The organism is Amycolatopsis sp., from assembly GCF_025464955.1.
Classification (GTDB): domain Bacteria; phylum Actinomycetota; class Actinomycetes; order Mycobacteriales; family Pseudonocardiaceae; genus Amycolatopsis.
In genome coordinates this window covers 1-25631 of the sequence record NZ_JAODNM010000016.1, presented here as the reverse complement: position 1 = coordinate 25631, position 25631 = coordinate 1, and the positions used below count along the sequence as shown (strand labels likewise).

Genomic DNA, 25631 nt, shown 5'->3' with positions numbered 1-25631 from the left:
CCGATTGGCGTCCATCAGGACAGAATGAACCGGTGGCGCTCGAGTTCCGCGTCCTCGGCCCGGCCGAGGTCACAGCAGGTGGGCGGCCGGTGTCGCTCGGTGGCAGCAGGCCGCTGATCGTGCTGTCCGGACTTCTGCTGCGCCCGAACCAGGTCGTCTCCGTCGACGAGTTGTCCCGCTGGCTCTGGGACGACGACCACGGGCGCCGGTCGAAGGGCGCGCTGCAGACGTACGTGCTCAGGGTCCGGCGAGCGCTCGGCGACCAGGCGCCGATCAAGACCGCACGCGGCGGTTACCTGATCGAGGTCGACGAGAACGCGCTGGACCTCACGCGCTTCCGTTCCCTCGCCGCCCGCGGCAAGGCCTCGGCAAGCCGGGGCGAACTCCGCCAAGCCGCGGACTTCTTCGCCGAGGCACTCGGCCAGTGGCGTGGCCCCGCGCTGCTCAACGTCGAGTCCGACGCCCTGCACCGCGACGAGGTCGCCCAGCTGTCGGAAGAGCGCCTGCGCATCCGCGAGCAACGCGCGGACGCGATGCTCGGCCTCGGCGACTACGTCACGGCGATCCCGGAACTGACCGCGCTGACCAGGGCGAATCCGTTGCGCGAGCGGCTCCACGAGCAGCTGATGATCGCGCTGTACCGCTCCGGACGTCAGGCCGACGCGCTGGCCGTGTATCGCGACATCAGCAAGGTGCTCGCCGACGAACTCGGGCTGGACCCAGGTGCGTCGTTGCGGCGCGCCCACCAGGCAATCCTCACCGGTGACCAAGCGGTCGACCTGTCCAGCGAGCAGGAGCTTTCCCGCTACCGGCTCGGCCCCGAACCGCTGGTGCCGCTCCAGTTGCCGGTCGATCTCGGCGCGTTCGCCGGTCGCGAGGCCGATCTCAAGGCGTTGCGGTCCCTCATGCCCGAAATACCCGTCGCCGGCCAGCTCACCGACGGCCGCGGGGCGACTCCGATCGCGTCCATCGAAGGGATGGGCGGCATCGGCAAGACCACCCTCGCCGTGCATTTCGCGCACGAGGTGGCGGACCGTTTCCCCGGCGGCCAGATCTACGCGAACCTGCGTGGCTACGGCCCGGGCGACCCGGTCGAGCCGGCGGCCGCCCTGGAAACCATGCTGACCTCGCTGGGGGTCCCGGCCGATCGGATCCCGAGCGATCTCGACGGCCGCGCGGCACTCTGGCGCACCCACAGCGCCGGCCGCCGGCTGCTCATCCTGCTCGACAACGCCGCCCGCACCGAGCAGGTCCGACTGCTGCTCCCCGGCCCCGGCTGCCTGGTGATGGTCACCAGCCGCTGGCAGCTCCGCGCGCTGGTCGCCACCCACGGGGCGCATCGGATCGCGCTCGGCGAACTGGCCGAGGATGACGCGATCACCTTGCTGGCGGCGACAATCGGCGTCGACCGCGTCAACTCGGATCCGCGGGCTTCGGAAGATTTCGTGCGCTACTGCGGGCGGCTGCCGCTGGCGATCCGGATCCTCGCGGTGCGCGCGGAGCAGTTCCCCGATGTGCCGCTGGCCGAGTTCGTCGACGAGCTCGGGTACGACGAGGACAGGCTGGGCTCGTTCGACCTCGAAGACGGCGACGAGACCAACATCCGCGCGGTGTTTTCCCACTCCTACAAAGCACTCGACGACGACGCCGCCCAGCTGCTGCGGCTGCTGGGCCTGCCCGCCGTCACCGACCTCAGCGCGCCGGCCGTCGCTGCGCTGGGCGGGGTGGACGTCGCGGCGGCGAGGACGAGCCTCGGACGGCTCGCCTCGGCGCACCTGATCACCGAATCGCGGCCGGGGCGGTTCCAGTTCCACGACCTCATCCGCGTGTACGCCGCCGAGCTGTCCGGTCAGCTGGACGGTGAGCGCGTGCGCGTCGAAACGCTCGACCGGCTGCTGAACTGGTACCTGACTTCCGCGCTGAACGCGTCGAGACTACTGCGGCCCGAGCGGCACTACCGGCTCGTGCAGGGCACCGACGTCGACATGGGCGTCCGGTTCGGTTGCCACCAGCAGGCGCTCGACTGGTTCACCGAGGAGACGTCGAACCTGATTGCCGCGGTGAGCATCGCGTACCGGGAAGAGCGGTACGAGCAGTGCTGGCAGCTCGCGTGGCTGCTGCAGACCGATTTCCTGATCCGGGCCCGGCTGGAGGACTGGCGGTCGGTGTTCGAACTCGCGCTCCGCGCCTCGCGGCTCGCCGGGAACAGGCGCGGAGAAGCGGGCATCCTGAGTGGCCTCGGAATCGCGCATTCGGTGGCGCGCCAGCACAGCGAGGCGCTCGGGTACCTCGAGCAGGTGCTCGAAATCCAGCAGGAGCTCGACGCGCCCGAAGGGCAGGCCCGCGCTCTGTACAACCTGGCGTTGTCCGCCGGGTTCAACGGTGACCACGAGCGGGCGCACGGTCACGCGATCGAGTCGCTGCGGCTGGTCCGGGAGCTGAGCCTCGACGATCTGGAAGCCGACGTGCTGCAAGCCCTCGGCGACATCAACTCGTCGATGGGTCGCCACGAAGCGGCACTGGAGCTGACCGACAGCGCGCTGGAGATCTGGCGGCGCGGCGGGATCGTCGAGGACGAACGCTTTGCGTTGTACAGCCGAGGCAACGCGCTGATGAAGCTGGGCAGACACGACGAAGGCATTTCCTGCTTGAGCCAGGCTGTCGAGCTGTTCTTCACCCGCGGCGAGCTTTACGAAGCGGCCGACGCGCTGGCCCAGCTCGGCTCGATGTACCTCCGCGTGGGCGACCGCGGCAAAGCCCGGGAGACTTGGCTACGCGCTGTGCATGTGCTGACCGAGCTTGCGCACCCCGACGCTGACGACGTCCGGGCCAAGTTGACCGCGCTCGTCGGCCCATCGGCGTGAGCTCTACGGATCCGCCCGCGCGCTGACCCCCAGTGACAGCGCGCGGGTCGCCGACCCGTGTGAGCTACTTAACCCGAGTCCGCTCACTGTGCGCTGACTGTCGGCCGACCAAGATGATCACCAGCGTCGGGCGGACCTGTGTCAGGCCACCGACGATCTCAGGTCGATGCCGAGCTTCGCGGCGAGTGCCATGGCGTCGCCAGGGGCCTTCACCTTGATGTCGTTGTCGAAAAAGACGTACACCTCCTTATGGGCTTTGTCGTGCCAGCGGCGGATCTTCTCCGCCCAGACGTCGAGTGCCGCGTCGCCATAACCGCTGGCATACAGCTCCTCGTCTCCGTGGAGCCGGACGTACACCAGATCCGAAGTGGCTTCGTCCAGATACGGCCACTTGCCGGCGGTATCGGCGACAACGAGCGCGATGTCGTTGTCCCGTAACAGGTTCACGAAGTCCTTCGAGGTGAAGCTGGGGTGCCGGACCTCCAGGGCGTACCGGATCGCCCGACGGCCGCCGGGGTTCGTCCAGGCGGCCGCGCGGAGCTTGCCGTCATGTTTTTCGGCGAGTGTCGAAGCCTCTCCAGTCGTTCTCGGCAAGAGTGTGAAGAACTCCTGGAGCTGTACGGGGTCGAACGTCATCCGCGGCGGCAGCTGCCAGAGGATCGGGCCGAGTTTGCCGCCGAGGGCGAGCGGTCCCGAGGCGAAGAAGTTGGCCAGTGGCACCTTGACGTCCCGCAGCTGCTTCAGATGGGTGATGAACCGCCCACCTTTGACCGAGAAGACGAAGTCGTCCGGGGTCTGCTCGGCCCAGCGGAGGTAGCTCTCCGGCCGCTGGAGCGAGTAGAAGGATCCGTTGATTTCCACGGCGTTCACGCGCCGCGAGAGGTAGTCCAGCTCGCGCCGCCGGCCGAGCCCCTCGGGGTAGAAAACGCCGCGCCACGGCGGGTACACCCAGCCCGAGGTGCCGATTCGGATTTCCGCCATCCGCACCTCCCGTAGAGAGATTCACCACGATCGTGGCTCTCCTCCGGCTCCAGTGCAATCCGGCAGCGAGGTGATCAGGCCCAGGAGAACCTCCAGCGGCGGGTGTGGACGAGCCCGGCGGCGAACTCGCGCAGGTTTCCCGGCTGGCCGGTGAACGTGGGCAGGCTGAAGGCGCGGTGCTCGGCCGCGACGGTCAGGGCGCGGCCCTGGCTGCGGGGCGGGGCGGAGACGGCGAACTCCAGCGTGTCGAAGCCGAGGGCGATGAGCGTGGCGCCGAACCGCTCCTCCCAGCTCCGCATGACCGCGGACAGCTCTGCGACCTGGTCGGTCGACTTGATCATGCCCGTCCAGCCCAGGATCGCCGGGATGTCGGCGGGCCGCTCGGTCTGGACCAGGCCCAGGCGGTACTTGCTGTGGGCCGCCAGCACGGACCCGGTGTTGCCGGCCTCGGCCAACGGGTCCGCCCGGCGCGAAGGCCTGCGCGCGAGCCCTGGGAAGGTGGCGCCGAACGGGCGAAGGCACGCGCCACCGCAGCACGACGAATCCCACCAGCGGGCCAGCGCCGCCGCCGGATCGACCGTCCCGACCCGGTGTTCGACCGGCGCGAGCCTGCCCCGGTCGTCGATCCAGTCCTCGTTCATGGCCGCGAAGCGCTGGTCGTGCGGGATGAGAACGGGCCACAGGCCGGTGCGGTCGAACTCGGCGACGCAGTCCAGGTAGCGGTGCGGCTCGGCCAGCGGCTCGTCGGACACCCAGAGCCGCCCGTGCCACGACCCGGCGGACAGGACGAGCTCAGGTGAAGGTGTGAAACGGCGCATCGGCAGGACGGTCATGAGGATCCCCTCGAACTGGTGTTCGGCTACTGACTCGAACACTAGTTCGAGGGTACGACAATTTCCAGCCCGTTCGGCCCCTTCCCCCGTTCGGAGGAAGGGGTCATGCCCCACTCGCCACACGTGCCCCAGCTGCCTCTGGAGGGTGGCAAGGGACCCCTAAAGGCCGCGACATGGCGACCCTCGCAGTGCGTTCAACGAAGGTGGCTTGAGGGGGACTTCGACGCACGACAGCGCGGGCGGGAACGTCGTGCGGGGTCCGGTCTAGGGAGCCGGGGACTGGGGCGGCTGGGGGACGTGGACTGGATCAGAGGCCCGCGCCCGTGGGGCTGGTGGTGTCGATGGGGCTGTTGGGGCTGGCAAGTGCGGTTTCCCTGTGGACGAAAGGCGCGCGCGGGCCGCAACGCCACAGCACCACCCTTGTGGCGTTGAACGCCACAAGGGTGGCCCCGAGGGGTCCGTGAAGCCGCAGCCGCTAGATCGGGCGGAGGAGGTCCTCGGCGTCGATGATCCGGTACGCGTAGCCCTGTTCGGCGAGGAAGCGCTGGCGGTGGGCGGCGTACTCGGTGTCGATGGTGTCGCGGGAGACCACCGAGTAGAAATGCGCCTGCCGGCCGTCCTCCTTGGGCCGCAGCAGCCTGCCGAGCCGTTGCGCCTCTTCCTGTCGCGACCCGAACGTCCCGGAGATCTGGATCGCCACTGAGGCCTCGGGCAGGTCGATCGAGAAGTTCGCGACCTTCGACACGACGAGCGTGCTGATCTCGCCGCGGCGGAACTCGTCGAACAGCTTCTCGCGCTCCCTGTTGCGGGTGGAGCCCTGGATCACGGGCGCGTCGAGCTCGTCGCCGAGCATCTCCAGCTGGTCGAGGTACGCGCCGATCACCAGGGTCGGCTCACCCTTGTGCTTGGCGACGATCGACTTGATCACCGCGGTCTTCGAGTCGGCTGTCGCAGCGAGCTTGTACCGCTCCTCGGGCTCCGCGGTGGCGTAGATGATCCGCTCGTTGTCGGTGTTCGTCACGCGGACTTCGATGCACTCGGCAGGCGCGATCCAGCCCTGCGCCTCGATGTCGCGCCACGGCACGTCGAACCGCTTCGGCCCGATGAGCGAGAAGACGTCGCCCTCCTGGCCGTCCTCGCGGACGAGTGTCGCGGTCAGCCCGAGGCGCCGCCGGGACTGCAGGTCCGCGGTCATCCGGAACACCGGCGCGGGCAGCAGGTGGACCTCGTCGTAGATCACCAGGCCCCAGTCGCGGGAATCGAACAGCTCGAGGTGCCGGTACTCGCCCTTCGTCTTGCGGGTGATCACCTGGTACGTCGCGATGGTGACCGGCCGGATCTCCTTGCGCTCACCGGAGTATTCGCCGATCTCCTCCTCGGTGAGCGACGTCCTGGCGATCAGCTCGCGCTTCCACTGCCGCCCGGCGACGGTGTTCGTCACCAGGATCAACGTCGTCGCCTTGGCCTCGGCCATCGCCGCCGCGCCGACCATGGTCTTCCCGGCACCGCAGGGCAGCACGACGACGCCGGAGCCGCCGGCCCAGAACGCCTGCACAGCCTGGCGCTGGTACTCGCGCAGCTTCCAGTCGGACTCGTCGAGCGCGATCGGGTGCGCTTCGCCGTCGACGTACCCGGCGAGATCCTCGGCGGGCCAGCCGACCTTCAGCAGGCCCTGCTTCAGCCGTCCGCGTTCCGACGGGTGCACGACGACCGTGTCCTGGTCGATGCGGTCGCCGAGCATCGGCTTGATCTTCTTGCTGCGCAGCACTTCTTCGAGCACGGCGCGGTCGGTGGTGGTCATCACCAGCCCGTGCGTCGGGTGGTTGCTGATCTGCAGCCGCCCGTAGCGGCCCATGGTGTCGACGATGTCGATCAGCAGCGGCTGGGGCACCGGGTACCGGGAGTAGGTGGTGAGCGCGTCGACCACCTGCTCGGCGTCGTGGCCCGCGGCGCGCGCGTTCCACAACGCGAGCGGGGTGACACGATAGGTGTGGACGTGCTCGGGGGCTCGCTCCAGCTCGGCGAACGGCGCGATGGCTATCCTCGCGTCGTCGGCCTGGGCATGGTCGACCTCGAGCAGCACGGTCTTGTCGGACTGGACGATCAGCGGGCCATCACTCACGTACTCCTTTATACGTGCCCTCCCGAAGTGGGAAGATGATGGCCGGGAACCGGGAGGGACATCTTGACCACACCACCCATCGGCGGCGAGCCCGACCTGGACACCCCGCCCGACGGTGTGGCCAGGCCCAGGCCCGGATTGGGTGCCGGAACGAGGATCGCGATCGTGGTCAGCGTGCTCGCCGCGTTCGTGCTCGGCGCCGGGGTGTCGGGCGTCGCCGGGACGATCGCGCACGCGGTGCGCGGCATGGAAGTCGGCGACTGCCTCCGCATCACCAGCGAAGATCCGGCCAACGGTGAGTTCCAGCGGATCAAGTGCAGCGCGCCGACGGCGGCCTTCCGCGTCGAAACGAAGGAACCGACGCCGACGAGCTGCCCGGGCGAGGACTACACGCGGTTCCGCTACGAGGAGGGCACCTCCAGCAACTCCCAGCAGTTCATGCTGTGTCTCACACTCAACGTCGTCACCGGAGACTGCCTGAACTCGCTGGACGACGAGACCAAGCTCGCCAAGGTCGTGTGCGGTTCGGCGGACTCCCGCGTGCTGGTTTCAGTGCACGAAGGCAGCACCGCGAGCGCCTGTGATAGCGCCGACGTCAGTCTTCATTACGTGGGCCCGCCCGAGCGCACGGTCTGCCTCCACAACCCTGGCGAGTCGATCTAGCCTCGGGGGAGCAGGGACTGGACGTCGAGCCGGTCGGCCAGCGCACCGGCGTTGTGCATGAGGTCGGCGACCCGCTGCAGACGGATGGCGTTGAGTGACGTCGGATACGTTCCCAGCGCGATGAGCGAAGCCGACGTCGCGTCGATGCTCGAGAAACGCGGCAGCGCGGACCGCACGACTGCCGGGTCCGCGGCGTACTCCTGGGCGTCGCCGAGCACCTGGCGGAACAGCGCCAGCGTCCGCGGGTTCGCCTGGGCGAAGACGCGGCCCGAGGCGTAGGCGGACACCGGGAAGTTCTGGGTCGCGCCACGGGCCCCGTCGGCGAGGACCTGCGCGCCCAGCTCCTTTTCCGCCTTGGTGATGTACGGCTCGACCATCCACGCGGCGTCGGCTTCGCCGTCGTTCAGCGCCTTGGTCATCTGGTCGTACGGGCACTGGTAGAAGGTGATCTTCGTCGGGTCCACGCCGGCGGTGCCGAGCACCGAGCGGGCGGCCAGGGTGCTCAGGTCGTCGAGCATGTCGACGGCGATCGTCGGCGCCTTCTTGGCCCCCGGGTCGGTGTAGGGCGAGTTCGCCAACGTCACCAGGCCCATCGTCCCGCTGCCGGCCGTGTACGCCTCGCCCTGCAGCTGCAACGCCGTGCCGCCGGCCGCGGCCCGGAACATCGAGACGTCGTTCGCGAACGCGATGTCGAGGTCGCCGCTGGCCAGTTTGGCCAGACCGTCGCCCGAGCCCTCCTCGACGAGGTCGATCTTCAGGCCCGCCCGGTTGAACCGGCCGTCCGCGACGGCGAGCCTCAGGGGGGCTGTATCGATCGCGTTGCCGACGCCGACGCGCAAGGTCGTCCGTTCCAGCGGCGGCGGGGCGGACTTGTCGCCGGAAAACAATCCGCAGCCGCCGGCGAGGAGCAGGACGGCGACCAGCGGTAATAGGAGCCGTCGTGAGCGGGTCGCCATCTGCGCCTCTCAAGTACCGAGGGAATGTGCTACTCATGCTGGAGCTTAGGGTCCACTGGCAATACGATCGCCCGCAGGCCGTACCACCGTAGAGCGGCTTTCGGATCTTGATGAAAATCGTTACTCTTCAGTAGGTTATCCGACGGTGCCCGAGATCGGCCGCGTGTGAGGTGCCGCGGTGAGAACAGACTGCGGTCGGATAAGGATTACAGGTGACCCGTCGCGATAAGCGTGCCCAACCGGGCGACGCGACGGATCTTGCTGCCCGCAGGCCCGAGATCGAGGCCAGCGGCGGCAACTGGCGGCTCCGCAACTGGCGGCTGCGGACCAAGCTGTTCGTCGTTCTGCTCATCCCCGCGCTGGCCGTGGTCGCGCTGGTCGGCCTGCGTGTCCAGTCCGACCTCGGCGATGCCAAGCAGCTTGCCGAACTCGCCGCGCGAGGCCGGGTCGACAGCTCGGTCACCGAAGTCGTGCACCAGCTTCAACGGGAACGAGACCTGACAGTCCGCTATGTGGCGGGCTCGCGTCAAGGTGACATCGGTGAGGTGCAGAGCCAGCGCCAGCGGGTCGACATGGCGATCGGCACGTTGAACAAGACCTTCGCCGACAGTCGCTCGCAGCTCTCGGCAGGCGCCGCGTCCGCGCTTCAGCAGACCACGGACCGCTTCGGCGTCCTGACCGGTCTGAGGTTTTCCGCAGAACATTCCGCGTACCCTGCCGACGCCGTGTTGCAGTCCTACAGCGAGCTCATCTCGGGCGTGCTCGACATCAGCGGCTCCGAGGCCGCCGACATCGCCGACCCCGATCTCGCCCGCCTCCGCTTGGCCAGCAACGCCCTGGCCAAGGTCAAGAACCAGATGTCGGTCAAGCGCGCGATCATGGCCGAGGCCCTCGCGGTGGGCCGCCTCGCCAACGACCGCACGCGCGCGCTGCTGGGCGCGGAGGCGGAACTGGAGTCCGCGCAGAACGACTACCGCACCTTCGCCACCCCCGACGAGCAGCGGATGTACAACGACACCGTCATCGGACTGGTCGTCGACATCGGCAACAACATGGTCGAGTCGGCGTTGCAGCGCGCCGAGAACAACCAGAACCTGACGGGCCTCGACCCGGACAAGTGGGACACCTCCGCCACCTACACGATCAACCTCGCCCATCAGGTCCAGCAGGCGTTGATCGTGCAGATGCAGGAACGGACGGACGCGCTCGCCGCGGCCGCGCGGACGTCCGCGATCTGGGACAGCGGCATCGTGTTCGGCGTCCTGCTGGTGGCCGGGGTGTTCTCCGTCGTCATCGCGCGCTCGCTGCTGAAGCCGTTGAGGATCCTCAGGCGCAGCGCGTTGGACGTCGCGGAGCACCAACTGCCCGAAGCGATCGAAGGCATTCTCAGCGATCCCGAGCCGCGGCCCGAGACGTTCAGCAGACGCACGGCCGTCGCGCCGGTGCCGGTGTTCAGCCGCGAGGAGCTCGGCCAGGTGGCGCGCGCGTTCGACGCGGTGCACGGTGAGGCCGTCCGGCTGGCCGGACAGCAGGCGATGCTGCGCGAGAACGTCAACTCGATGTTCGTCAACCTGTCTCGGCGCAGCCAGGACCTCGTCGAGCGGCAGCTGTCGGTGCTCGACCGGATGGAGGCCGACGAGCAGGACCCGGACACCCTCGGCGGCCTGTTCGAGCTCGACCACCTCGCGACGCGGATGCGGCGCAACAGCGAGAACCTGCTGGTGCTGTCCGGTACGGAACTCGGCCGCGAGGTTTCGGCGCCGGTGTCGGCCGACGAGATCATCGGTGCCGCGCTGTCCGAGGTCGAGCACTACCAGCGGGTCGAACTCACCGCCGGACCGGAGCTCGGCGTCGTCGGCGTGGCGGTCAACGACCTTGTGCATGTCGTGTCCGAACTGCTCGAGAACGCCACGATGTACTCGGGCGAGAAGACGATGGTGACGCTCGCCAGCTCGGCGACCGAGACCGGCGCGTGGCGGATCGAGATCACCGACCACGGCACCGGGATGGCCAGGGCCGAGATCGACCGCACCAACGCGCGGCTGGCGAACCCGCCGGAGGTCGACGTCGAGGTGTCTCGGCGGATGGGCCTGTTCGTGGTCGCGTCGCTGGCGAAACGGCATCTGATCGACGTCCGGCTCGACCTGGCTGACGGCGGCGGCCTGACCGCGACCGTCGTCGTGCCCGCGGCGCTGGTGACCGCGGTGCCGCCGCCGGTGGAACGGCCGGCGTTGCCGATCGAGCCGCCCGCGCCGGTCGTCGAGCCGGAGCCGATGCCCGAGATGCCTTCGCTCGAGTCCGTACTGGAACCCGGGCCACCGCGCCGGGCCCCGGTCGTCGAGCCGGAATTGATGGCGTGGCCCACGACGGACGCCGAGCCGTATCCGCTGGACATCGACGCGCCCACCGAGCGCATGCCGGCGTACCAGGACGTGCTCGCGCGATGGTTCCAAGCCGGCGGCGACCAGCAGGCGGACCCGCTCCAGGAGCTGGAGTCGCCGCCCGCGCTAGTCGCGCACCCAGCGGCGCCCGCGGCCATTGTCGAGCCCGCGCCGGTCGTCGAGCCGGTTGCGGAGCCAGAGCCAGAGTCAGAGCCGGAGCCTGTCGTCGAGCCTGAGCCGGTTGCTGTCGCTAAGCCGGAGCCGGAACCTGTCGTCGAGCCCGAGGACATGCCCGACGTCGTGTCCGGGATGCTCTCGGACGCGGAGACCGTCATAGTGCCGGCCGTGGTGCACGAGCCCGAGCCCGAACCCGAGCCCGAGCCCGAACCCGAGCCCGAACCCGAGCCCGAGCCCGAGACCGCGTCGGCGTTGCAGAGCATTCTGGCGCCCGAGTCCTGGTCGGCGTTCAGCTCCGAGCCCGAGTGGCCGACGGACGCCGAGCTCGAGCAGGAGGACGGCGCCGAGGACACCTGGCCCGCCCTGCCGAGGCGGATACCGCGGCCCGTTTCCGACGAGGACGGACGGTACCCGCCGCCGATCGAGGAGCGGCCGGTACTGTCACTGTCCCCTGACGCGGTCCGGGAGCGGATGACCAGCCTGCAGGGCGGTGTCCGCCGAGGCCGTCACGCGAGGGGTGACGACAACTCCACAACTTCTTGAACGGATGGTCAATGAGCTCGAAAACCGGCCTGCTCGAAGTGATCGCGCTCAGCGCGGTGGACGCCGAGCGTGCACAGACCGGCGGTGCGGATCGCCTGGAACTCGTCGCCGACATGGCTGCCGACGGGCTCACGCCGTCCGTCGAGGTGGTGCGTGACGTGCTTTCAGCCGTCGACATTCCCGTGCGCGTCATGTTGCGCGACAACAACTCCTTCGCGCCGGAAGACCTCGACCAGCTGCGGAAGGACGCCGTTCAGCTGGTCGAGGCCGGCGCGCGGGAGTTCGTCTTCGGCTTCCTCGACGACGAATGCGAGGTCGACGTCGAGTCGTGCCGCGCGCTCGCCGGCGAGCTGACCGGGCTGAAATGGACGTTCCACCGGGCCATCGACCGTGCGCGCGACCCGCTGAAGGCGTACGACCAGCTCGCCGAACTCGGCTGCGACACAGTCCTGGCGGCTGGCCACGCCAACGGCGTCGCGAGCGGTTTGGGTGTGCTGCAGGAGTTTGTCTCGCGGCCCGGGCCGGAGCTGCTGGTCGGCGGCGGGCTGAAGGCGTCGCAGGTGCACCTGCTGCGCGCCGGCGGCGTCCGAGGCTTCCACGTCGGCAGCGCCGTCCGCCCCGGCGGCTGGGCTGTCGATGTCTCCACAGATGCCGTCCGCGAGTGGAGTGCCCTCGTGAAGGACTAGGACTTGTGAGTGTTCCCGCTGGTTCTAACCGGCCGGACACTCACGAGCTCTGGACTGGCCGCGGCGCTGGTGCAGGCGGTGCAGCGGGGGTGGCGGGCGATGCGGTGGGTGGGGTCCTTGCCGTAGAAGGGAAGGCAGGGGGCTCCGCAGGTGGCCAGGTAGAGCGGGCCGTAGCGGAGTTCGCCCCGGCCGACGTAGTGAGCGGCCCGGATCCGACCGGCGGGTGGTCCGGCTTCGGGGATCCAACCCTCGGGCGGCAGCCGGACGGCCGCGTGCCGATCGAGTTCGTCGGACCGCTTCAGCAGCGCTTCGCCGAGGGCGCTGAGCCGCTCGCCGAGGTCCCGCAGGCCGTCTGCTCGAGGCGTGTCGCCGCAGGGGTTCCTCAGCAGCCAGGCGATGTCCGGTGCGAGCGACTTGTCCAGGTCCTGCAGCCGCTCCAGCAGCTGCTCGTCACGTTCGATCACGACACGAACTGCGGGATGTTCTCCCGGCGCCGCCACACCGCGTCACATTCCCGGCAGGTCCACGCGAACCATTGGCCCCCGAGCTCCGGAATGTCGGCCCGCACGACTTCGACAACCTGGCCGCACAAAGTCTCGAACGATTCCCCCGGACGCGGTGGCAGTCCGTCCAGCGCGTGCCGTTTCCCCTGTGCTTGTTGCCATCTCAGCATGGAACGAGTGTTTCCGGTACAAATCTGTACTGCAAACTGTGCAACGGGTGACTTGGCTTTCGTGGTGATCAATGGTCGGATTAGCGGCCATGATCGGTTCACCACAAGTCGTGGCACACCAGCTTCGGCACCTACTGGAGGTAGTCAAGTTGAAGACCCTGGCCCTGCAGATCGTCCCTGCGGGTTGCGGATGGCTAGCGCTGCTCTCGGACGTCATCGCTGAGTTGGAGGCCGAATTTGACCGACAGGTCTTGGAGTAAGTCCACTTACAGCAGCGAAGACAGTGCGTGTGTGGAGGTCGTCCGCGCGGAACGGGTGGGGGTCCGGGACACCAAGAACCGTGCCGCCGGGGCGCTCGAAGTCCCGGCTGTGACCTGGGGTGCTTTCCTTACCGTGGTTAAGGATGGCAAGCTCGGGGCATGACTCCTCGTACGGTCCGTGACGCCACCCGTGAGCTGCTGCGGGAGCTAGGGCTGACGACCGTGTTCGGCAACCCGGGCACGACCGAGGTCCCGTTCCTGACCGACTGGCCTGGCGACTTCCGGTACGTGCTGGGGCTGCAGGAGTCCGTCGTGGTCGCGATGGCCGATGGGTACGCTCAGACCGCGCGCAAGCCCGTGCTGGTCAATCTGCATTCCGCCGGCGGGGTCGGGCACGGGCTCGGCTCGGTGTTCACGGCGTACCGCAACAACACGCCCATGGTCGTCATCGCCGGGCAGCAGAACCGTTCGCTGCTGCCAGGGGACCCGTTCCTCGGGGCGACGGACGCGGCGGAGTTCCCCAAGCCGTACGTCAAGTGGAGTTGCGAACCGGCGCGTGCGCAGGACGTCCCGGCGGCCATCGAGCGCGCGTTCCACATCGCGACGCAGGCACCGCAGGGCCCCACTTTCGTCTCAGTGCCCGCGGACGACTGGGATGTCGAGATGTCGACCTTGGTCCCGGCGCGTCGGCGGGTGCCCGGGTTCGCGGCGGACCCGGACGCGCTGCGGGAGCTGGCCGACGCGCTGGACGCCAGTGTCAGGCCGGGGTTTGTCGTCGGGCCTGGTGTGGATGCCGACTTCGCGGTGGAGGACGTCGTCGCGCTCGCCGAGCGACTGAAGGCCGGGGTGTGGGCGAGTCCGTTGTCGTCGCGGTGCTCGTTTCCGGAGAACCACGCGCTGTTCCGGGGTTTCCTGCAGCCGGAGCGCGGCGCGACGGCGAAAGCGTTGGGGGAGCACGACGTCGTCGTCGTGATCGGCGCACCGGCGTTCACCTACCACGTCGTCCGCCCGGAAACCTCGTATCGGCTGCCGCCGCTGTTCGTCGTCAGCGACGACGAGCAGATCCTCGCGCGGGCCGAGGGCACCGGGATCCGGGCGACGCCGAAGCTCGCGATCCGGCAGCTGCTCGACGTCGTCAGCGCGTCCGACCGCCGGCCGCCGCCGGCGCTGGTCCGACCCTCGCGGCCGACCGAAACGTCTCCGCTCTCAGCCGCGTACGTCTACGCCGAGCTCTCGGATTCCTTGCCGGACAACGCGATCGTGGTCGAAGAGGCCCCGAGCCACCGCAACATGCTGCACGACCACTTGCCCATTTCTTCGCCGGACTCCGGCTTCCTGACCATGGCGAGCGGCTCTCTCGGCTACGGCCTCCCCGCGGCCGTCGGCGCGGCGATTTCCCGCCCGGACCGCAAGATCGTGGCCGTCATCGGCGACGGCTCCAGCATGTACGGCATCCAGGCACTGTGGACGGCCGCGCGGGAGCAGTTGCCCGTGACGTTCGTGATCCTGGACAATGCCCAGTACGCCGCTGTCCGCGTCCTCGGTGACGCGCTCGGCGCGGGCAAGCTCCCGGGCGTCGAGCTCGGCGGTATCGACTTCGGCGCTGTTGCGGGCGGTCTGGGCTGTGTCACGTACCGCGTGGAGACGGCTTCAGAGCTGAAGGCCGCCCTCGCCGCTTCACTCGTCGAGGACCGTCCGACACTGCTTCACGTCGTCATCGACGGGGACGTCCCGCCCTCATACTAGCGGCGCTAGATCATCTGCCGCTGCTCGCTCGGCTAGCGTGCCCTCGGGGCCACCCTACGGCGCCGTCGTCTCCGTAGTGGGAGCAGCAGCGGCAGAGGTCTGCTCGGCGAGGTCCCACTCCGCCGTGTCGGCTTTGGCGAGGACCTCGCCGCCGGTGAGCAACCGCGCGACCTCCCCTCGCAGGGCGACGAACTCCGCCGACTCGCGGGTGGTGATCTGGTTGCGTTCGACGGGCAGGTCGACGGGCAGGTCCGCGACGATGCTCGCGGGTGACTTCGACAGCACGAGGATCCGGTCGCCGAGGTACACGCTCTCGTCGATGTCGTGCGTGACCACGAGAACCGTGCTGCCCTGCTGGCGCTGGACCCGCCGCAGCAGATCTTCGAGCTCGAACCGCGTCTGCGCGTCGACGGACGCGAACGGCTCGTCCATCAGCAGCAGCGCCGGACGGCTGGCCAGCGCACGGGCGATGGACACGCGCTGCTGCATGCCACCCGAGAGCTGCCAGGGAAACTTCCCGCTGACCGCGCCGCTGAGCCCCACCGAGTCGAGTGCTTCCTGCGCGCGCTCGCGGCGTTCGGCCTTGCTCAGCCCACCCCAGCGCAGCGGGAATTCGACGTTGCGGGCGACGGTGAGCCATGGGAACAGCGAGCGGCTGTAGTCCTGGAAGACGACGGCGAGGTCGTCGGGGACGCCGTCGACGCGGTCGCCGTGCAGGCTGACCGTGCCCGCGCTGGGCGCGACCAACCCGGACACGCACCGCAGCAACGTCGACTTGCCGCAGCCGGACGGCCCGACGATGCACGCCAGCTGCCCGGCTTCGACGGTGAACGACAGGTTGTCGACGGCGATCTGCGCGTCGGCGCCCTTGCCGTAGCTGTGGTTGAGGCCCGTGACCTCGAGCATGGTCGACATCGGCGTTCTCCTTACTTGCTGCGGGCCGGCTGCCAGCCGAGCACCTTGTGCTCGGCGAGGCGCAGCAGCGCGTCGAGCCCGTAACCCAGGATGCCCAGCAGGACGATCCAGGACCACATGGCGGGGAGGTCGAACAGCTGCTGGGCCGCGACCAGCGAGTACCCGATCCCGTTGAAGGCGCCCACGAGCTCGGACACCACCATCAGGATCAGCGAAAGCGACAAGGCGAGCCTGAGCCCCGAGAAGATCTTCGGCGCCGCTGCCGGCAGCACGACCATGCCGATCCAGTACGCCCGCGGCGTCCGGAACGAACGCGCGGTCTCCTGCTTCACACTGTCGACCGAACGCACGCCGTCGACGGTGTTCAGCAGCACCGGCCAGACCCCGCCGAAAATGATGGTGGCGAGCTGCATTCCTGGTCCGATACCGAACAGCAGCAGGAACACCGGCGCCAGCATTGGCGGCGGAATGGCTCGGAAGAAGGCGAAAAGCGGGCCTACGTAGTCCATTCCGGTCCGCGAACGGCCAAGCGCGGTACCGAGCACGATACCGACGACCGACGCGATCGCCCAGCCGCCGATGGCCCGGCCGAGGCTCAGGAACACGTTGTCGAACACGGAATCGGTGAGGAACAGCTGCGAAGCCGGGCCGGTGAACCACAACTGCGCCGCGCTCGCGACGATCCTGGTGGGCGGCGGGAAGAACGGCGAGGCCGCCAGCCGCGTCGCGACCTCCCAGAACACCAGGAAACCGAGGAACAGCAACCAGTTGCGGAGAATCGAGGACAGGCCCTTCGAGACCCCGGTGCGGAACGTCGTCACGCGCCCACCTCCTGGGCGGCGGTGTTCCAGCGGAACAACCGGTGGCCAAGGCGTTCGAGCCCTTCGTTGATCAGGTAGCCGATCAGCCCGGCGACCACGGTCCCGGCCAGCACCAGGTCCGTCCGGGGAGAACCGCTGCTCGCTTCGAGCACGAAGTTCCCGATGCCTTTCGCGGCACCGGCGACGAATTCGGTGCTGACCACCACGATCAGCGCGACGGCCGCGGACATCCTGATCCCGGTGAAGACGAACGGGGCCGCGTGCGGCAGCGCGACCGAGGTCAGCACCCGGGTTTTGCCGGTGCCATACGACTTCGCGGTGTCGAGCAGCACCGGGTCGATCTCGGCGAGCGCGTAGATGGTGTTGAACAGGATCGGCCACACGGCCGCATATACCGCGAGCGTGATCTTGGCGCCGGGTCCGCCGCCGATGAGCAGCGCGACCAGCGGGATCAGCGCGACCGACGGGATGGGCCGCAGGAACTCGACGATCGCCCTGGTCGCGGTGCGCAGCCACGGGATGCTGCCGAGCAGCAGGCCCGCGGGGACGGCGATGGCGATCGCGATCAGCATCGCGATCAGCCACGCGAGCACGGAAGCGACGACGTCGGCCTGGAACTCCGGCTGGCCCAGTATCTGCACGACCCTGGTCAGGACGAGGCTCGGCGGCGGCAGGAACCGCTCATCGACCAAGCCGGCCCGCACGGCGACTTCCCAGATCAGGAAGAAGCCGAGCAGGCCGGCCAGGTTGCGGAGAAGACGAGTCACGTCAGCTGGTCGGCTGCGCGGCGAGCATCGGGGTGACGTCGATCCGCGACGGGATCAGGCCGAGCTCGAGCAGCTGGTCCGGCACGCGCTGCAGGCGCGACGGGTCCATTGTCGAGTGGTAGTTCGGCAGGGTCACCAGCGCGGCTGTGTCCGCGTCCACCTTGGCGTCCGAGACGATGAGCGGCTGGATCTTCGCGCGGTCGGCGGAGGCCTGGTCCGAGGCCTTCTTCATCGCGCGCTGGAAAGCGGCGACCGTCTTCGGGTTCTCGGTGAGGAACTTCGCCAGCGCGCCGTAGCCGGCGATCGGGAAGTTCTCGGTGGGCCCGGACGCGACGTCGACGACCTTGACCGCGCCGATGCTCTTCTCGGCCTGCGTGATGAACGGCTCGGCCATGTACGCGGCGTCGATGTCGCCGTGGGTGAGGGCGGCCGCCATGCTCGGGAACGGCGTCGGCACGAACTGCACCTTGGTGTAGTCGATGCCGTTCGCCTTCATGATCGCCTTGGTCAGCGTGTCCGACGCGGTCCCGGTCGCGGTGACGCCGATGCGCTTGCCCGCGAGGTCCTTGACCGTCTTCACCGACGAGTTGGGGCTGGTGACGATGAGGTTGCTGTTCGGGCTGGCCGACACGGAGTCGGCGACGAGCTTGATGTCCGCCACGCCCTTGCTCTTGGCCAGGAAGAACGGCACGTACGTGGCGAACGCGATGTCGACCTCGCCGCTGATCACCTTCTGCAGGGTCGCCTGGCCGCTGGCCGCGTTGACGATCTGGACGTTGAGGCCCTCGGCCTTGAAGTACCCCTCCTTCTGCGCCAGGAACAGCGGCGACAGGTCGATCGTCGGGAGGATGGCGACCTTGATGGTCGACTTTTCGACGCTGGCGTTGCCCGACGACGAGTTGGTGGAGCCACCGAGGGCACTGCAGCCGGTGAGCGACCCCGCCGCCAGCAGTGCGGCCATGGTCAGGCCGAGAACGGCGCGCCGTCTCGTCCCCCGGGCGGTGATGACGTGTCGAAGCACAACAAGCTCCTTGTAGCTGGTCACGGTCTTGTGGACCGGGTGGCTAGTTAACGCGATGCCCCATGTACTGCGTCGGCGAGGAACATGAACCGGTCGCGCGGCTACTCTAGAGAACGGCGCGGCTACCGTACAGTCGGTGTTCGGTTCGGGTCCAAAGGTGACCTGTATCACCTGATAGGGTGAAACTGTTGGAGACAACGGGTGCAATGTGGACCACAGGGAGTGACTCTGTGGGTCTGGTCCTGTTTTGATAACTCACGGTGTTCGGCGAGAAGATCGTCCTTACGCTGTGCCCCCAGGTCCTGCCTCACAATTGACTACCCCACCGCCAGAAGGCTTACATCTTCGCGATGTGTTCGCTACCCTCTGCTCCTGCGATCAGGTACAGACCATCAATTGTAGTGAGAGTGAGCCCCACGGATGGCCGAGCGGAACGTACGGTGCTGATCCGAACCCGTCCGTCCGTACCCCGCACCTCAAGATCGGCGAACGCCGATCGTCCCACTGAGGTGGGTGTCCGGTAGTGGTCGACCAGAACGCTGAAGACGTCTTCAGCTCGCGAAACGACGGTAGGACAGCAGCGGTGCCGACAAAAGACACCTCGGGGGCTGGAGGCGACTCCGCGCACGGCAACGTGCCCGCGGACCAGCCGGGCAAGGAACGAGCGGTCAAGCGGACCGGCTCGCTGTTCGGCGTGCGCCACTGGAAGCTGCGCAGCAAGCTCGCGGTCATCCTGATCGTGCCCACGCTCACCGCCCTGGTGCTTGGTGGCCTGCGGGCCACCGACGAACTCCAGCAAGCCCAGCAGTTCCAGCAGACCGTCAGCCAGGTCGACTTCGCCATCAAGGTGACGGCCACCATCCACGAACTGCAGCAGGAACGCGTGCTGTCGGTCATCCGGATCGCGTCGAAGGACCCTGCCCAGCAGGCTCCGCTGGACAGCGAGATCGCGAAGGTCGACAGTTTCGTCGCCGATCTCCACTCCTCGGCGAGCAAGCTGGACACCGACCAGGCGACCAAGGACCGGTACAACCAGGGTCTGCAGCGGCTGGACGCGCTGAAGGCCCTGCGGAGCGCGATCGGCACCTCGTCCTACTCCGACGCCTCGGCGCTCAACGCCTACTCCGCGATCCTGAGCTCGCTGGTCCAGCTCGGTCGTGAAGTGACCACGTCGGTCACCAACCGTGAACTGCTCCGCCAGGCGACCGTCACGCAGTCCCTCACCGAGGCGAAGGAGTTCATCGCCCGCGGTGACGCCGCCCTCGAGATCGGCGTGCTGCACAACGAGTTCCCCGGTGACCTCCTGCAGCAGGTCATCGACGGTGAAGCGAGCGGGCAGGCGGCGATCGACCAGTTCTCCGCGAACGCCACCCCGCAGCAGGAACAGCTCTACACCGACACCTACAGCGGCGCCGAGGTCGACGACCGGCAGCGGATCCGGGTGGAGTCGCTCGCGGCCAACAACAACCAAGAGCCGCCGAACATCAACAGCGCCCAGCTCGCCACCGACAGCAATGTCTCGTCGAACAAGCTGCGCGCGGTCGAGACCAGCCTGCTCAACGACATGCGCACGCAGGCCAACAGCCTGGCCAGCTCGGTGACCTCCTCGGCGTGGTGGGAGATCGGGATCGTGCTGGCGGCGCTGATCGTCGCGCTGATCCTGATGCTCGCGATCGCCCGGCTGATGCTGCGTCCGCTCCGGGTGCTGCGGACCACCGCCCTCGAGGTCGCCTACACCCGGCTGCCCGAAACCGTGCAGGCGATCCTGGACGACCCGGACCCGATCCGGGCGTCCCAGCGCGCGGTCACCCCGGTTCCGATCACCTCGCGCGACGAGATCGGCGAGGTCGCGCGGTCGTTCGACGCGGTGCACGAACAGGCCGTCCGGATGGCGTCCGAGCAGGCTCTGCTGCGGGAGAACGTCAACGGCATCTTCGTGAACCTTTCGCGCCGGTCCCAGCGGCTGGTGGAACGCCAGCTCGGGGTCATCGACCGGCTCGAGGCCGATGAGCAGGACCCCGACCACTTGGCGAGCCTGTTCGAGCTCGACCACCTGGCCACCCGGCTGCGGCGCAACGGTGAAAGCCTCCTGGTGCTCTCCGGTGCCGGCCTCGCGAAGTCCGTGCCCAAGCCGGTGCCTGCCGCCGACGTCATCGGCGCCGCGGTTTCGGAGATCGAGCAGTACGCGCGGATCGAGGTCGGCGCGGTGCCCGACGTCGCCGTCCAGGGCCTGACCATCCACGACCTCGTGCACGTGCTCGCGGAACTGCTCGACAACGCGACGTACTTCTCCGAGCCGGAAACCAAGATCACCGTCCGCGCGGTGGTCACGCGCAAGAAGGCCCTCGCGATCCAGGTCACCGACCACGGCGTCGGCATGTCCGAGGACCAGATCGCCGAGGTCAACCAGCGCCTCGCCGACCCGCCGGACCTGGACGTCTCGGTGACCAGGCGGATGGGCCTGTACGTGGTCGCGCGGCTGGCCCAGCGCCACGGCATCGAGGTGCGCCTGCGGGAGAACGAGGACATCGAAGGTGGCGTGATCGCCAGGGTCCTGGTGCCCGCGAACCTGCTCACCTCGGTCCGGGTCGACCCGCGGCTGCTGCAGAGCGCGTCGCGGTCCGAGACCTCCGGTCAGTCCATCCCGCCGATCAACCGGTCGTTCGAGGACTCGTCCAGCCGGTCGTACGCGGACTCCACGCAGAGCGGCTTGCAGCCGTACACCCCGCCGGACTCGCCGGCACCGCTGTCGTCTTCGCCGGCAGCGCCGGTCAAGGACGCGAACGGGCTGACCCCGCTCGAAAAGCCGATCAGCCTGGACGACCTCGTCGGCGGCAACAACGCGGCGTTCCTGAGCTCGCCGACGTCGGCGCCGAACCCGCTGCCGACGTCGATCCCGAGTGCGTCCGATCTGCCGGTCCGGCAACCGGCGGAGAGCATGCCGGCCTGGCCGACGAGCGAGGACCACACCTACGTCAACGGCGAAGGTGCGTCCGGCGACGACGACGCGAAGGACACCCAGTACACGCCGCTGGTGCTGCCGAAACGCCAGCCGAAGTACGTTCCGGTCACGCCGGCGGAGGAGCCCGAGCCCGCGGAGCCCGCGTATGAAACGGGTTCGACGGCGCTCGAGGACGACGTCCCGACCAGGCGGCTGCCGATCTACCAGTCGGTGCTTTCGCGCTGGTTCAGTGAAGACGGTGACGAGGCGGAGTCCGCTGAACGCGCTGCCGAGGCCGCGCAGGCGCCGTCCACCGACTTCGCCGAGTACGCGTCATCGGCCTCGACGGTCGCGGACGAGGGCTCGGGCGGTCATGATGACTTGGGCGGCCTGGAGGGATTCGGGTCCCCGCAGGTCAGTCGCGAGGAGGAGCGGATCGAACCGGTCGAAGCTTCGAGCTGGCAAAGCGCGTCGGACAGCGGTTGGCAGGCGGCGCAGGCGCTACTCGAGTCCAAGGACGAGGAAATCACCCCGGCCGGGTTGCCCAAGCGGGTGCCCAACGCATACTTGGTGCCGGGGTCGGTGAACACCCCGGAACAGCCGGACGTGTTCGCCGATGTCGCGGCCGGTCTGCCGGGCAAGGCGTCGATCGCGAGGTCGGCGACAGCCGCAAGGAGCCGGATGGCGAGTTTCCAGCGCGGGTACACCTCCGGCCGGCATGCGATGAAAGAGCAGCCGGCGGCCGGCAGGGGAGCCGACGAGGGTGTTTCGGTGAGCGGCGGGAGCATGAGTTCCTCGTCCGAAGACAGCAGTGAGGAGTGGCAGTGACACGGGCGGGTGCAGTTCAGCCGGGGGGCCAGGCGCAGCCCAACAACCAGGCGCAACCGGGTAAGTCATCGGGTCAGTCGGGCACGTTTGCCTGGCTCATCACCGATTTCGTGCATCGGGTGCCGGGCGCGGCGCATGCCGTGGTCGTCTCCGCGGATGGTTTGTTACTGGCGTCCTCACGGGGTTTGCCGAAGGACCGCGCCGACCAGCTCGCCGCGGTGGCTTCGGGTTTGACCAGTCTCGCCCGCGGCGCCGCGAAGGTGTTCGAGGGCGGCACGGTCGCACAGACGGTCGTCGAAATGGCGAACGGGTTCCTGTTCATCATGGCGGTGTCCGACGGTTCGTGCCTCGCGGTGCTGGGTTCGCCGGACAGCGACATCGGACTGGTGGTCTACGAGATGACACTGCTGGTCGATCGGGTCGGTCAGCAGCTGACGCCGGAACTGCGTGCCCAGTTGCAGGGCGCGGTGCGTCGCTGAATCGCGCGGACACCGAGGAGAAGGTCATGAACGACGGGCGTGCGAGAGGCAACGACCGGTCCGGTGACGACTTTTCGGGCGGCCACCGGCGGGACGAGACGGGTACTCCGGTCCCACCGGAAACCTGGAAGTCGTTCCGGGACAAGGTTGACCGTGAATGGCGTTCGCGCCGTTCCGGCGGCTCCGAGCAGGAGAACCCGGTCGAAGAACCGGCGACGTGGTTGGCGCCGGTCGAGACCGTGACCGGCCCCGGACCGGCCGACTTCAGCGTCGAGGACTTCCGCGAGCGGTTGCTCGGCGGTCCCGGCTCCGAACTGTTCGGTGGCACCAGCGGTCCGCTGTACACCTCTGAGCACCCTTCCTTCGGTCTGGACGAACAAAACCCGCTCGCGGCGGCCTTGCCGACGCAGGCGAGCACCGAGTACGTCGACGAGCGGTTCGAAGAGTTCGCCGACCCCGACCCCGAGCCGGGTTCCGGTCTGGTGCGGCCGTACTTCCGCACCAGGGGCCGGACCAGGCCCACCCAGGACCTCGCGATCGAGGCCCTGATCTCGACCAGTGAGCACGGACGGCTGCTCGACCGCGTCCGGGTTCCCGAACACCGCTCGATCTGTGATCTCTGCTTGGACACCCGCTCGGTGGCGGAGGTCGCGGCCCTGCTGCGGTTGCCGCTCGGCGTGGTGCGTGTGTTGATTGGTGACGTTGCAGGCCTAGGGCTGGTTCTGGTGCACTCCGGGAATACCGCGGTGGGCGACCGGCCGAGTATCGAGTTCATGGAGAGGGTGCTCAGTGGCCTTCGGAGAATTTGACTCCGACGCGAACACGTCGGCGGTCACCGGCCCGACGTCCTCGGCGAAGATCGTGGTCGCCGGCGGATTCGGATCCGGAAAGACCACGCTGGTGGGGGCGGTCTCGGAGATCGACCCGCTGACCACCGAAGCGTTGATGACCGAAGCGAGTTCGGACGTCGACGACAACTCGGCGACGCCGAACAAGACGACCACCACGGTCGCGATGGACTTCGGGCGGATCTCGCTGGACTCCGACCTCGTGCTCTATGTCTTCGGTACGCCGGGGCAGCACCGGTTCTGGTTCATGTGGGACGACCTTGCCATCGGCGCCATCGGCGCGGTCGTACTGGTGGACACGCGGCGGCTGGCCGACGCGTTCCCCTCGATCGACTTCTTCGAGAACCGGAACCTGCCCTACGTCGTGGCGATCAACTGCTTCGATCGGTTGTTGCATCACCAGATCGAGGACGTCCGCCACGCGCTGACGATCTCGTCCTCGGTACCGATCATGGCCTGTGACGCGCGCGAGCGGGACTCGGCCAAGCAGGTGCTGATTTCGGTGGTGCAGCACGCGATCGAGCACGACGCGGCCTTGCAGGCGGGCTAGAAAGACCCACCTGCTGGGTGAAAAACCCGTCTCGGTGCGGCCGTTGGAGTGAACTCCGGAGGCTTCACCCGCATTGGGGAGTGATGTCACCCGGGAGGCTGCCGGACAGCCCCGCCGAGTGTCGAAGATGCCGGTGTCCTGTTTGGTCCAGTGTCGGTAAATGCCGTTCCACCTGCGGTAACATGCTCCAAGATCGGTTCTGGTCCGGTGTGGTCCGGTCACGCAACAATGCACGGTTCACCATGTGTCGATGCGGTCCGCGCCCACCTGCCTACGGTGGGTGTAACTCGGGTACCGGGGAGCCGGGTCGACACGTTTGGCGGGACGAATACGCTTACGGCGGGTTACGCGCCGATGCGCGTGTCGAACGGCAGTGAGGAGGGGCAGTGACGGCTTCCGGCCAGCAGTCCGGCGGTTTCGGCTGGCTCATCACGGACTTCGTGCGGCGAGTTCCCGGCGCCGCCCACGCGGTGGTCGTCTCGGCTGACGGGTTGCTTCTCGCGCCGTCGGAAGGCCTGCCGCAGGACCGTGCCGAGCAGTTGTCGGCGGTGGCGTCCGGGCTGATCAGCCTGACCCAGGGAGCCGCCCGGTGCTTCGAAGCCGGCGCGGTCAACCAGACCGTGGTCGAGATGGAGCGCGGGTACCTGTTCCTCATGTCGGTCAGCGACGGATCGTGCCTGGCCGTACTGGCCGCGCCCGGCAGCGACATCGGCACCGTGGCGTACGAGATGACGCTGCTGGTGGACCGAGTCGGCCAGCAACTGACCCCGGAGCTGCGCGCGCAGCTCCAGGGCGGCGTGCGTGGGTAGAACTCGATGAGCACCTCGCGGCAGGACGAAGAGAGCACCGGTGCCTGGGAAATGCTGCACCGGGGAGCCGAGCGTGAAGGCCTGGACTCACCGAGCCGGTTCGACCTGAGCCGGGTGTCGACGCTGGTCAAGGTCCAGGCCAACGGCCAGCGCCGCGTAGCCGCTCCGACGCCGTCCTCGTCTCCGGCGACGCAGTCGTCGCAGTCGGCACAGTCGTCACAGCCGCGCTCTCGTGTCCGCCCCTACGCTCGCACCGGCGGGCGCACCCGCTCGGATCACGACCTGGCCCTCGAAGCGATGGTGTCGACCAGCGACCTCGGCCGCTCCAACCGCGGCGCCGCCCCCGTCGAGTACCGCGCGATCTGCGACCTGTGCGCCGACGCCCGCTCGGTGGCCGAGATCGCCGCATACCTCAGCCTGCCACTGGGCGTGGTCAAGGTGCTCGCCGGCGACATGGCCGACGCCGGGCTCGTGATCATCCACCAGACCGGCCTGTCCCTCGGCGACCGCTCGTCCCGCGAGTTCATGGAACGCGTCCTGCAAGGCCTCCGCGCCCTCTGACGGCCCCTCTGGCGGCCGGAGCAAAGGACCCCTCGGGGCCATCCTTGTGGCGTTCAACGCCAATGCCTGGAACTTAGGTCTTGCCGATAATTAAAGCGTTGGTTTGTTGGGGTCTTCCGGTGTGATGCCCGAAGCGGTCAGGTAGTCGTGGAACTGGGCCAGTGTGGTGAGTGGAGTGCCTGGCTCGGTGACGTGTCCGACACGCT

At 68.4% G+C, this 25631-nt stretch carries 23 protein-coding genes; 13 read left to right on the top strand and 10 right to left on the bottom strand.

The genetic code is table 11. From position 1 onward, the window contains the following. Positions 1–32: 32 nt before the first annotated feature. Positions 33–2864 (top strand): BTAD domain-containing putative transcriptional regulator, encoded by a 2832-nt coding sequence (locus JWQ81_RS02160; protein ID WP_297537043.1) that lies wholly within the window; start codon positions 33–35, stop codon positions 2862–2864. A gap of 141 nt (positions 2865–3005) precedes the next feature. On the opposite strand, the gene JWQ81_RS02155 is transcribed toward JWQ81_RS02160, so the two are convergent. The 3 genes from JWQ81_RS02155 to JWQ81_RS02145 all read right to left on the bottom strand — a co-directional run bounded on the left by JWQ81_RS02155 (position 3006) and on the right by JWQ81_RS02145 (position 6800). Then, positions 3006–3845 carry a DUF72 domain-containing protein gene (locus JWQ81_RS02155; RefSeq protein ID WP_297537042.1) on the bottom strand — a complete coding sequence of 280 codons (840 nt, stop codon included), beginning with the start codon at positions 3843–3845 and terminating at the stop codon, positions 3006–3008. 74 nt (positions 3846–3919) lie between these two features. Continuing rightward, on the bottom strand, positions 3920–4678 hold the full coding sequence (locus JWQ81_RS02150; RefSeq protein WP_366942243.1) for a DUF4253 domain-containing protein: 759 nt from the start codon (positions 4676–4678) through the stop codon (positions 3920–3922). 475 nt (positions 4679–5153) lie between these two features. Beyond that, positions 5154–6800, bottom strand: a complete 1647-nt coding sequence (locus JWQ81_RS02145; protein WP_297537040.1) for a DNA repair helicase XPB — start codon at positions 6798–6800, stop codon at positions 5154–5156. A gap of 63 nt (positions 6801–6863) precedes the next feature. Between JWQ81_RS02145 and JWQ81_RS02140 the strand changes: the two genes are divergently transcribed. Beyond that, entirely contained in the window at positions 6864–7463 is a 600-nt protein-coding gene (locus JWQ81_RS02140) for a hypothetical protein (protein WP_297537039.1), read from the top strand. On the opposite strand, the gene JWQ81_RS02135 is transcribed toward JWQ81_RS02140, so the two are convergent. Further along, positions 7460–8419, bottom strand: coding sequence for an ABC transporter substrate-binding protein (locus JWQ81_RS02135; protein ID WP_297537038.1), 960 nt, complete (start codon positions 8417–8419; stop codon positions 7460–7462). The two genes, JWQ81_RS02140 and JWQ81_RS02135, sit on opposite strands and share 4 nt — an antisense overlap. A 212-nt stretch (positions 8420–8631) precedes the next feature. On the opposite strand from JWQ81_RS02135, the gene JWQ81_RS02130 reads away from it, so the two are divergent. Continuing rightward, the gene (locus tag JWQ81_RS02130; RefSeq protein ID WP_297537037.1) at positions 8632–11520 is read left to right on the top strand and encodes a nitrate- and nitrite sensing domain-containing protein; all 2889 of its coding nucleotides are present in this window, start codon (positions 8632–8634) and stop codon (positions 11518–11520) included. 11 nt (positions 11521–11531) lie between these two features. Then, positions 11532–12206 (top strand): copper homeostasis protein CutC, encoded by a 675-nt coding sequence (locus JWQ81_RS02125; protein ID WP_297537036.1) that lies wholly within the window; start codon positions 11532–11534, stop codon positions 12204–12206. Here the strand turns inward: JWQ81_RS02125 and JWQ81_RS02120 are convergent. After that, complete coding sequence (locus tag JWQ81_RS02120) at positions 12203–12670, bottom strand: hypothetical protein (protein WP_297537035.1); 468 nt, start codon at positions 12668–12670, stop codon at positions 12203–12205. The genes JWQ81_RS02125 and JWQ81_RS02120 overlap by 4 nt on opposite strands. Further along, positions 12667–12879 (bottom strand): zinc finger protein, encoded by a 213-nt coding sequence (locus JWQ81_RS02115; protein WP_297537034.1) that lies wholly within the window; start codon positions 12877–12879, stop codon positions 12667–12669. The genes JWQ81_RS02120 and JWQ81_RS02115 overlap by 4 nt, the downstream gene beginning before the upstream one ends. Before the next feature lie 71 nt (positions 12880–12950). Between JWQ81_RS02115 and JWQ81_RS44755 the strand changes: the two genes are divergently transcribed. Genes JWQ81_RS44755 through mdlC form a run of 3 tightly spaced genes read left to right on the top strand, consistent with a single transcriptional unit; the run spans position 12951 to position 14885 of the window. After that, positions 12951–13139 carry a Scr1 family TA system antitoxin-like transcriptional regulator gene (locus JWQ81_RS44755; RefSeq protein WP_366942242.1) on the top strand — a complete coding sequence of 63 codons (189 nt, stop codon included), beginning with the start codon at positions 12951–12953 and terminating at the stop codon, positions 13137–13139. Continuing rightward, a complete protein-coding gene (locus JWQ81_RS02110) occupies positions 13117–13302 on the top strand; it encodes a DUF397 domain-containing protein (RefSeq protein ID WP_297537033.1) in 186 nt (61 codons plus the stop codon). Before JWQ81_RS44755 ends, JWQ81_RS02110 begins: the two co-directional genes overlap by 23 nt. Further along, entirely contained in the window at positions 13299–14885 is a 1587-nt protein-coding gene (gene mdlC, locus JWQ81_RS02105) for a benzoylformate decarboxylase (protein ID WP_297537032.1), read from the top strand. Before JWQ81_RS02110 ends, mdlC begins: the two co-directional genes overlap by 4 nt. 54 nt (positions 14886–14939) lie before the next feature. Here mdlC and JWQ81_RS02100 read toward each other — a convergent pair whose 3' ends face one another. From JWQ81_RS02100 to JWQ81_RS02085, 4 genes are read right to left on the bottom strand one after another with little or no spacing between them, the layout of a single operon-like run. Then, a complete protein-coding gene (locus JWQ81_RS02100; RefSeq protein ID WP_297537031.1) occupies positions 14940–15800 on the bottom strand; it encodes an ABC transporter ATP-binding protein in 861 nt (286 codons plus the stop codon). Between the two features lie 11 nt (positions 15801–15811). After that, on the bottom strand, positions 15812–16621 hold the full coding sequence (locus tag JWQ81_RS02095; protein ID WP_297537030.1) for an ABC transporter permease: 810 nt from the start codon (positions 16619–16621) through the stop codon (positions 15812–15814). Beyond that, positions 16618–17388, bottom strand: a complete 771-nt coding sequence (locus JWQ81_RS02090; protein WP_297537029.1) for an ABC transporter permease — start codon at positions 17386–17388, stop codon at positions 16618–16620. The genes JWQ81_RS02095 and JWQ81_RS02090 overlap by 4 nt, the downstream gene beginning before the upstream one ends. Position 17389: 1 nt before the next feature. Next, a complete protein-coding gene (locus JWQ81_RS02085; protein ID WP_297537028.1) occupies positions 17390–18409 on the bottom strand; it encodes an ABC transporter substrate-binding protein in 1020 nt (339 codons plus the stop codon). A gap of 634 nt (positions 18410–19043) precedes the next feature. On the opposite strand from JWQ81_RS02085, the gene JWQ81_RS02080 reads away from it, so the two are divergent. The 6 genes from JWQ81_RS02080 to JWQ81_RS02055 all read left to right on the top strand — a co-directional run bounded on the left by JWQ81_RS02080 (position 19044) and on the right by JWQ81_RS02055 (position 25425). Next, positions 19044–22178, top strand: a complete 3135-nt coding sequence (locus JWQ81_RS02080) for a nitrate- and nitrite sensing domain-containing protein (protein WP_297537072.1) — start codon at positions 19044–19046, stop codon at positions 22176–22178. A 98-nt stretch (positions 22179–22276) separates the two neighbouring features. Continuing rightward, positions 22277–22657, top strand: coding sequence for a roadblock/LC7 domain-containing protein (locus tag JWQ81_RS02075; RefSeq protein ID WP_297537071.1), 381 nt, complete (start codon positions 22277–22279; stop codon positions 22655–22657). Between the two features lie 26 nt (positions 22658–22683). After that, positions 22684–23466, top strand: a complete 783-nt coding sequence (locus tag JWQ81_RS02070) for a DUF742 domain-containing protein (RefSeq protein WP_297537027.1) — start codon at positions 22684–22686, stop codon at positions 23464–23466. Next, positions 23447–24055 carry an ATP/GTP-binding protein gene (locus tag JWQ81_RS02065; RefSeq protein WP_297537026.1) on the top strand — a complete coding sequence of 203 codons (609 nt, stop codon included), beginning with the start codon at positions 23447–23449 and terminating at the stop codon, positions 24053–24055. Before JWQ81_RS02070 ends, JWQ81_RS02065 begins: the two co-directional genes overlap by 20 nt. 386 nt (positions 24056–24441) lie before the next feature. Further along, positions 24442–24864: a roadblock/LC7 domain-containing protein gene (locus tag JWQ81_RS02060; protein WP_297537025.1), complete on the top strand. Its 423-nt coding sequence runs from the start codon at positions 24442–24444 to the stop codon at positions 24862–24864. A 6-nt stretch (positions 24865–24870) separates the two neighbouring features. Further along, entirely contained in the window at positions 24871–25425 is a 555-nt protein-coding gene (locus JWQ81_RS02055) for a DUF742 domain-containing protein (RefSeq protein ID WP_297537024.1), read from the top strand. Positions 25426–25631 lie beyond the last annotated feature (206 nt).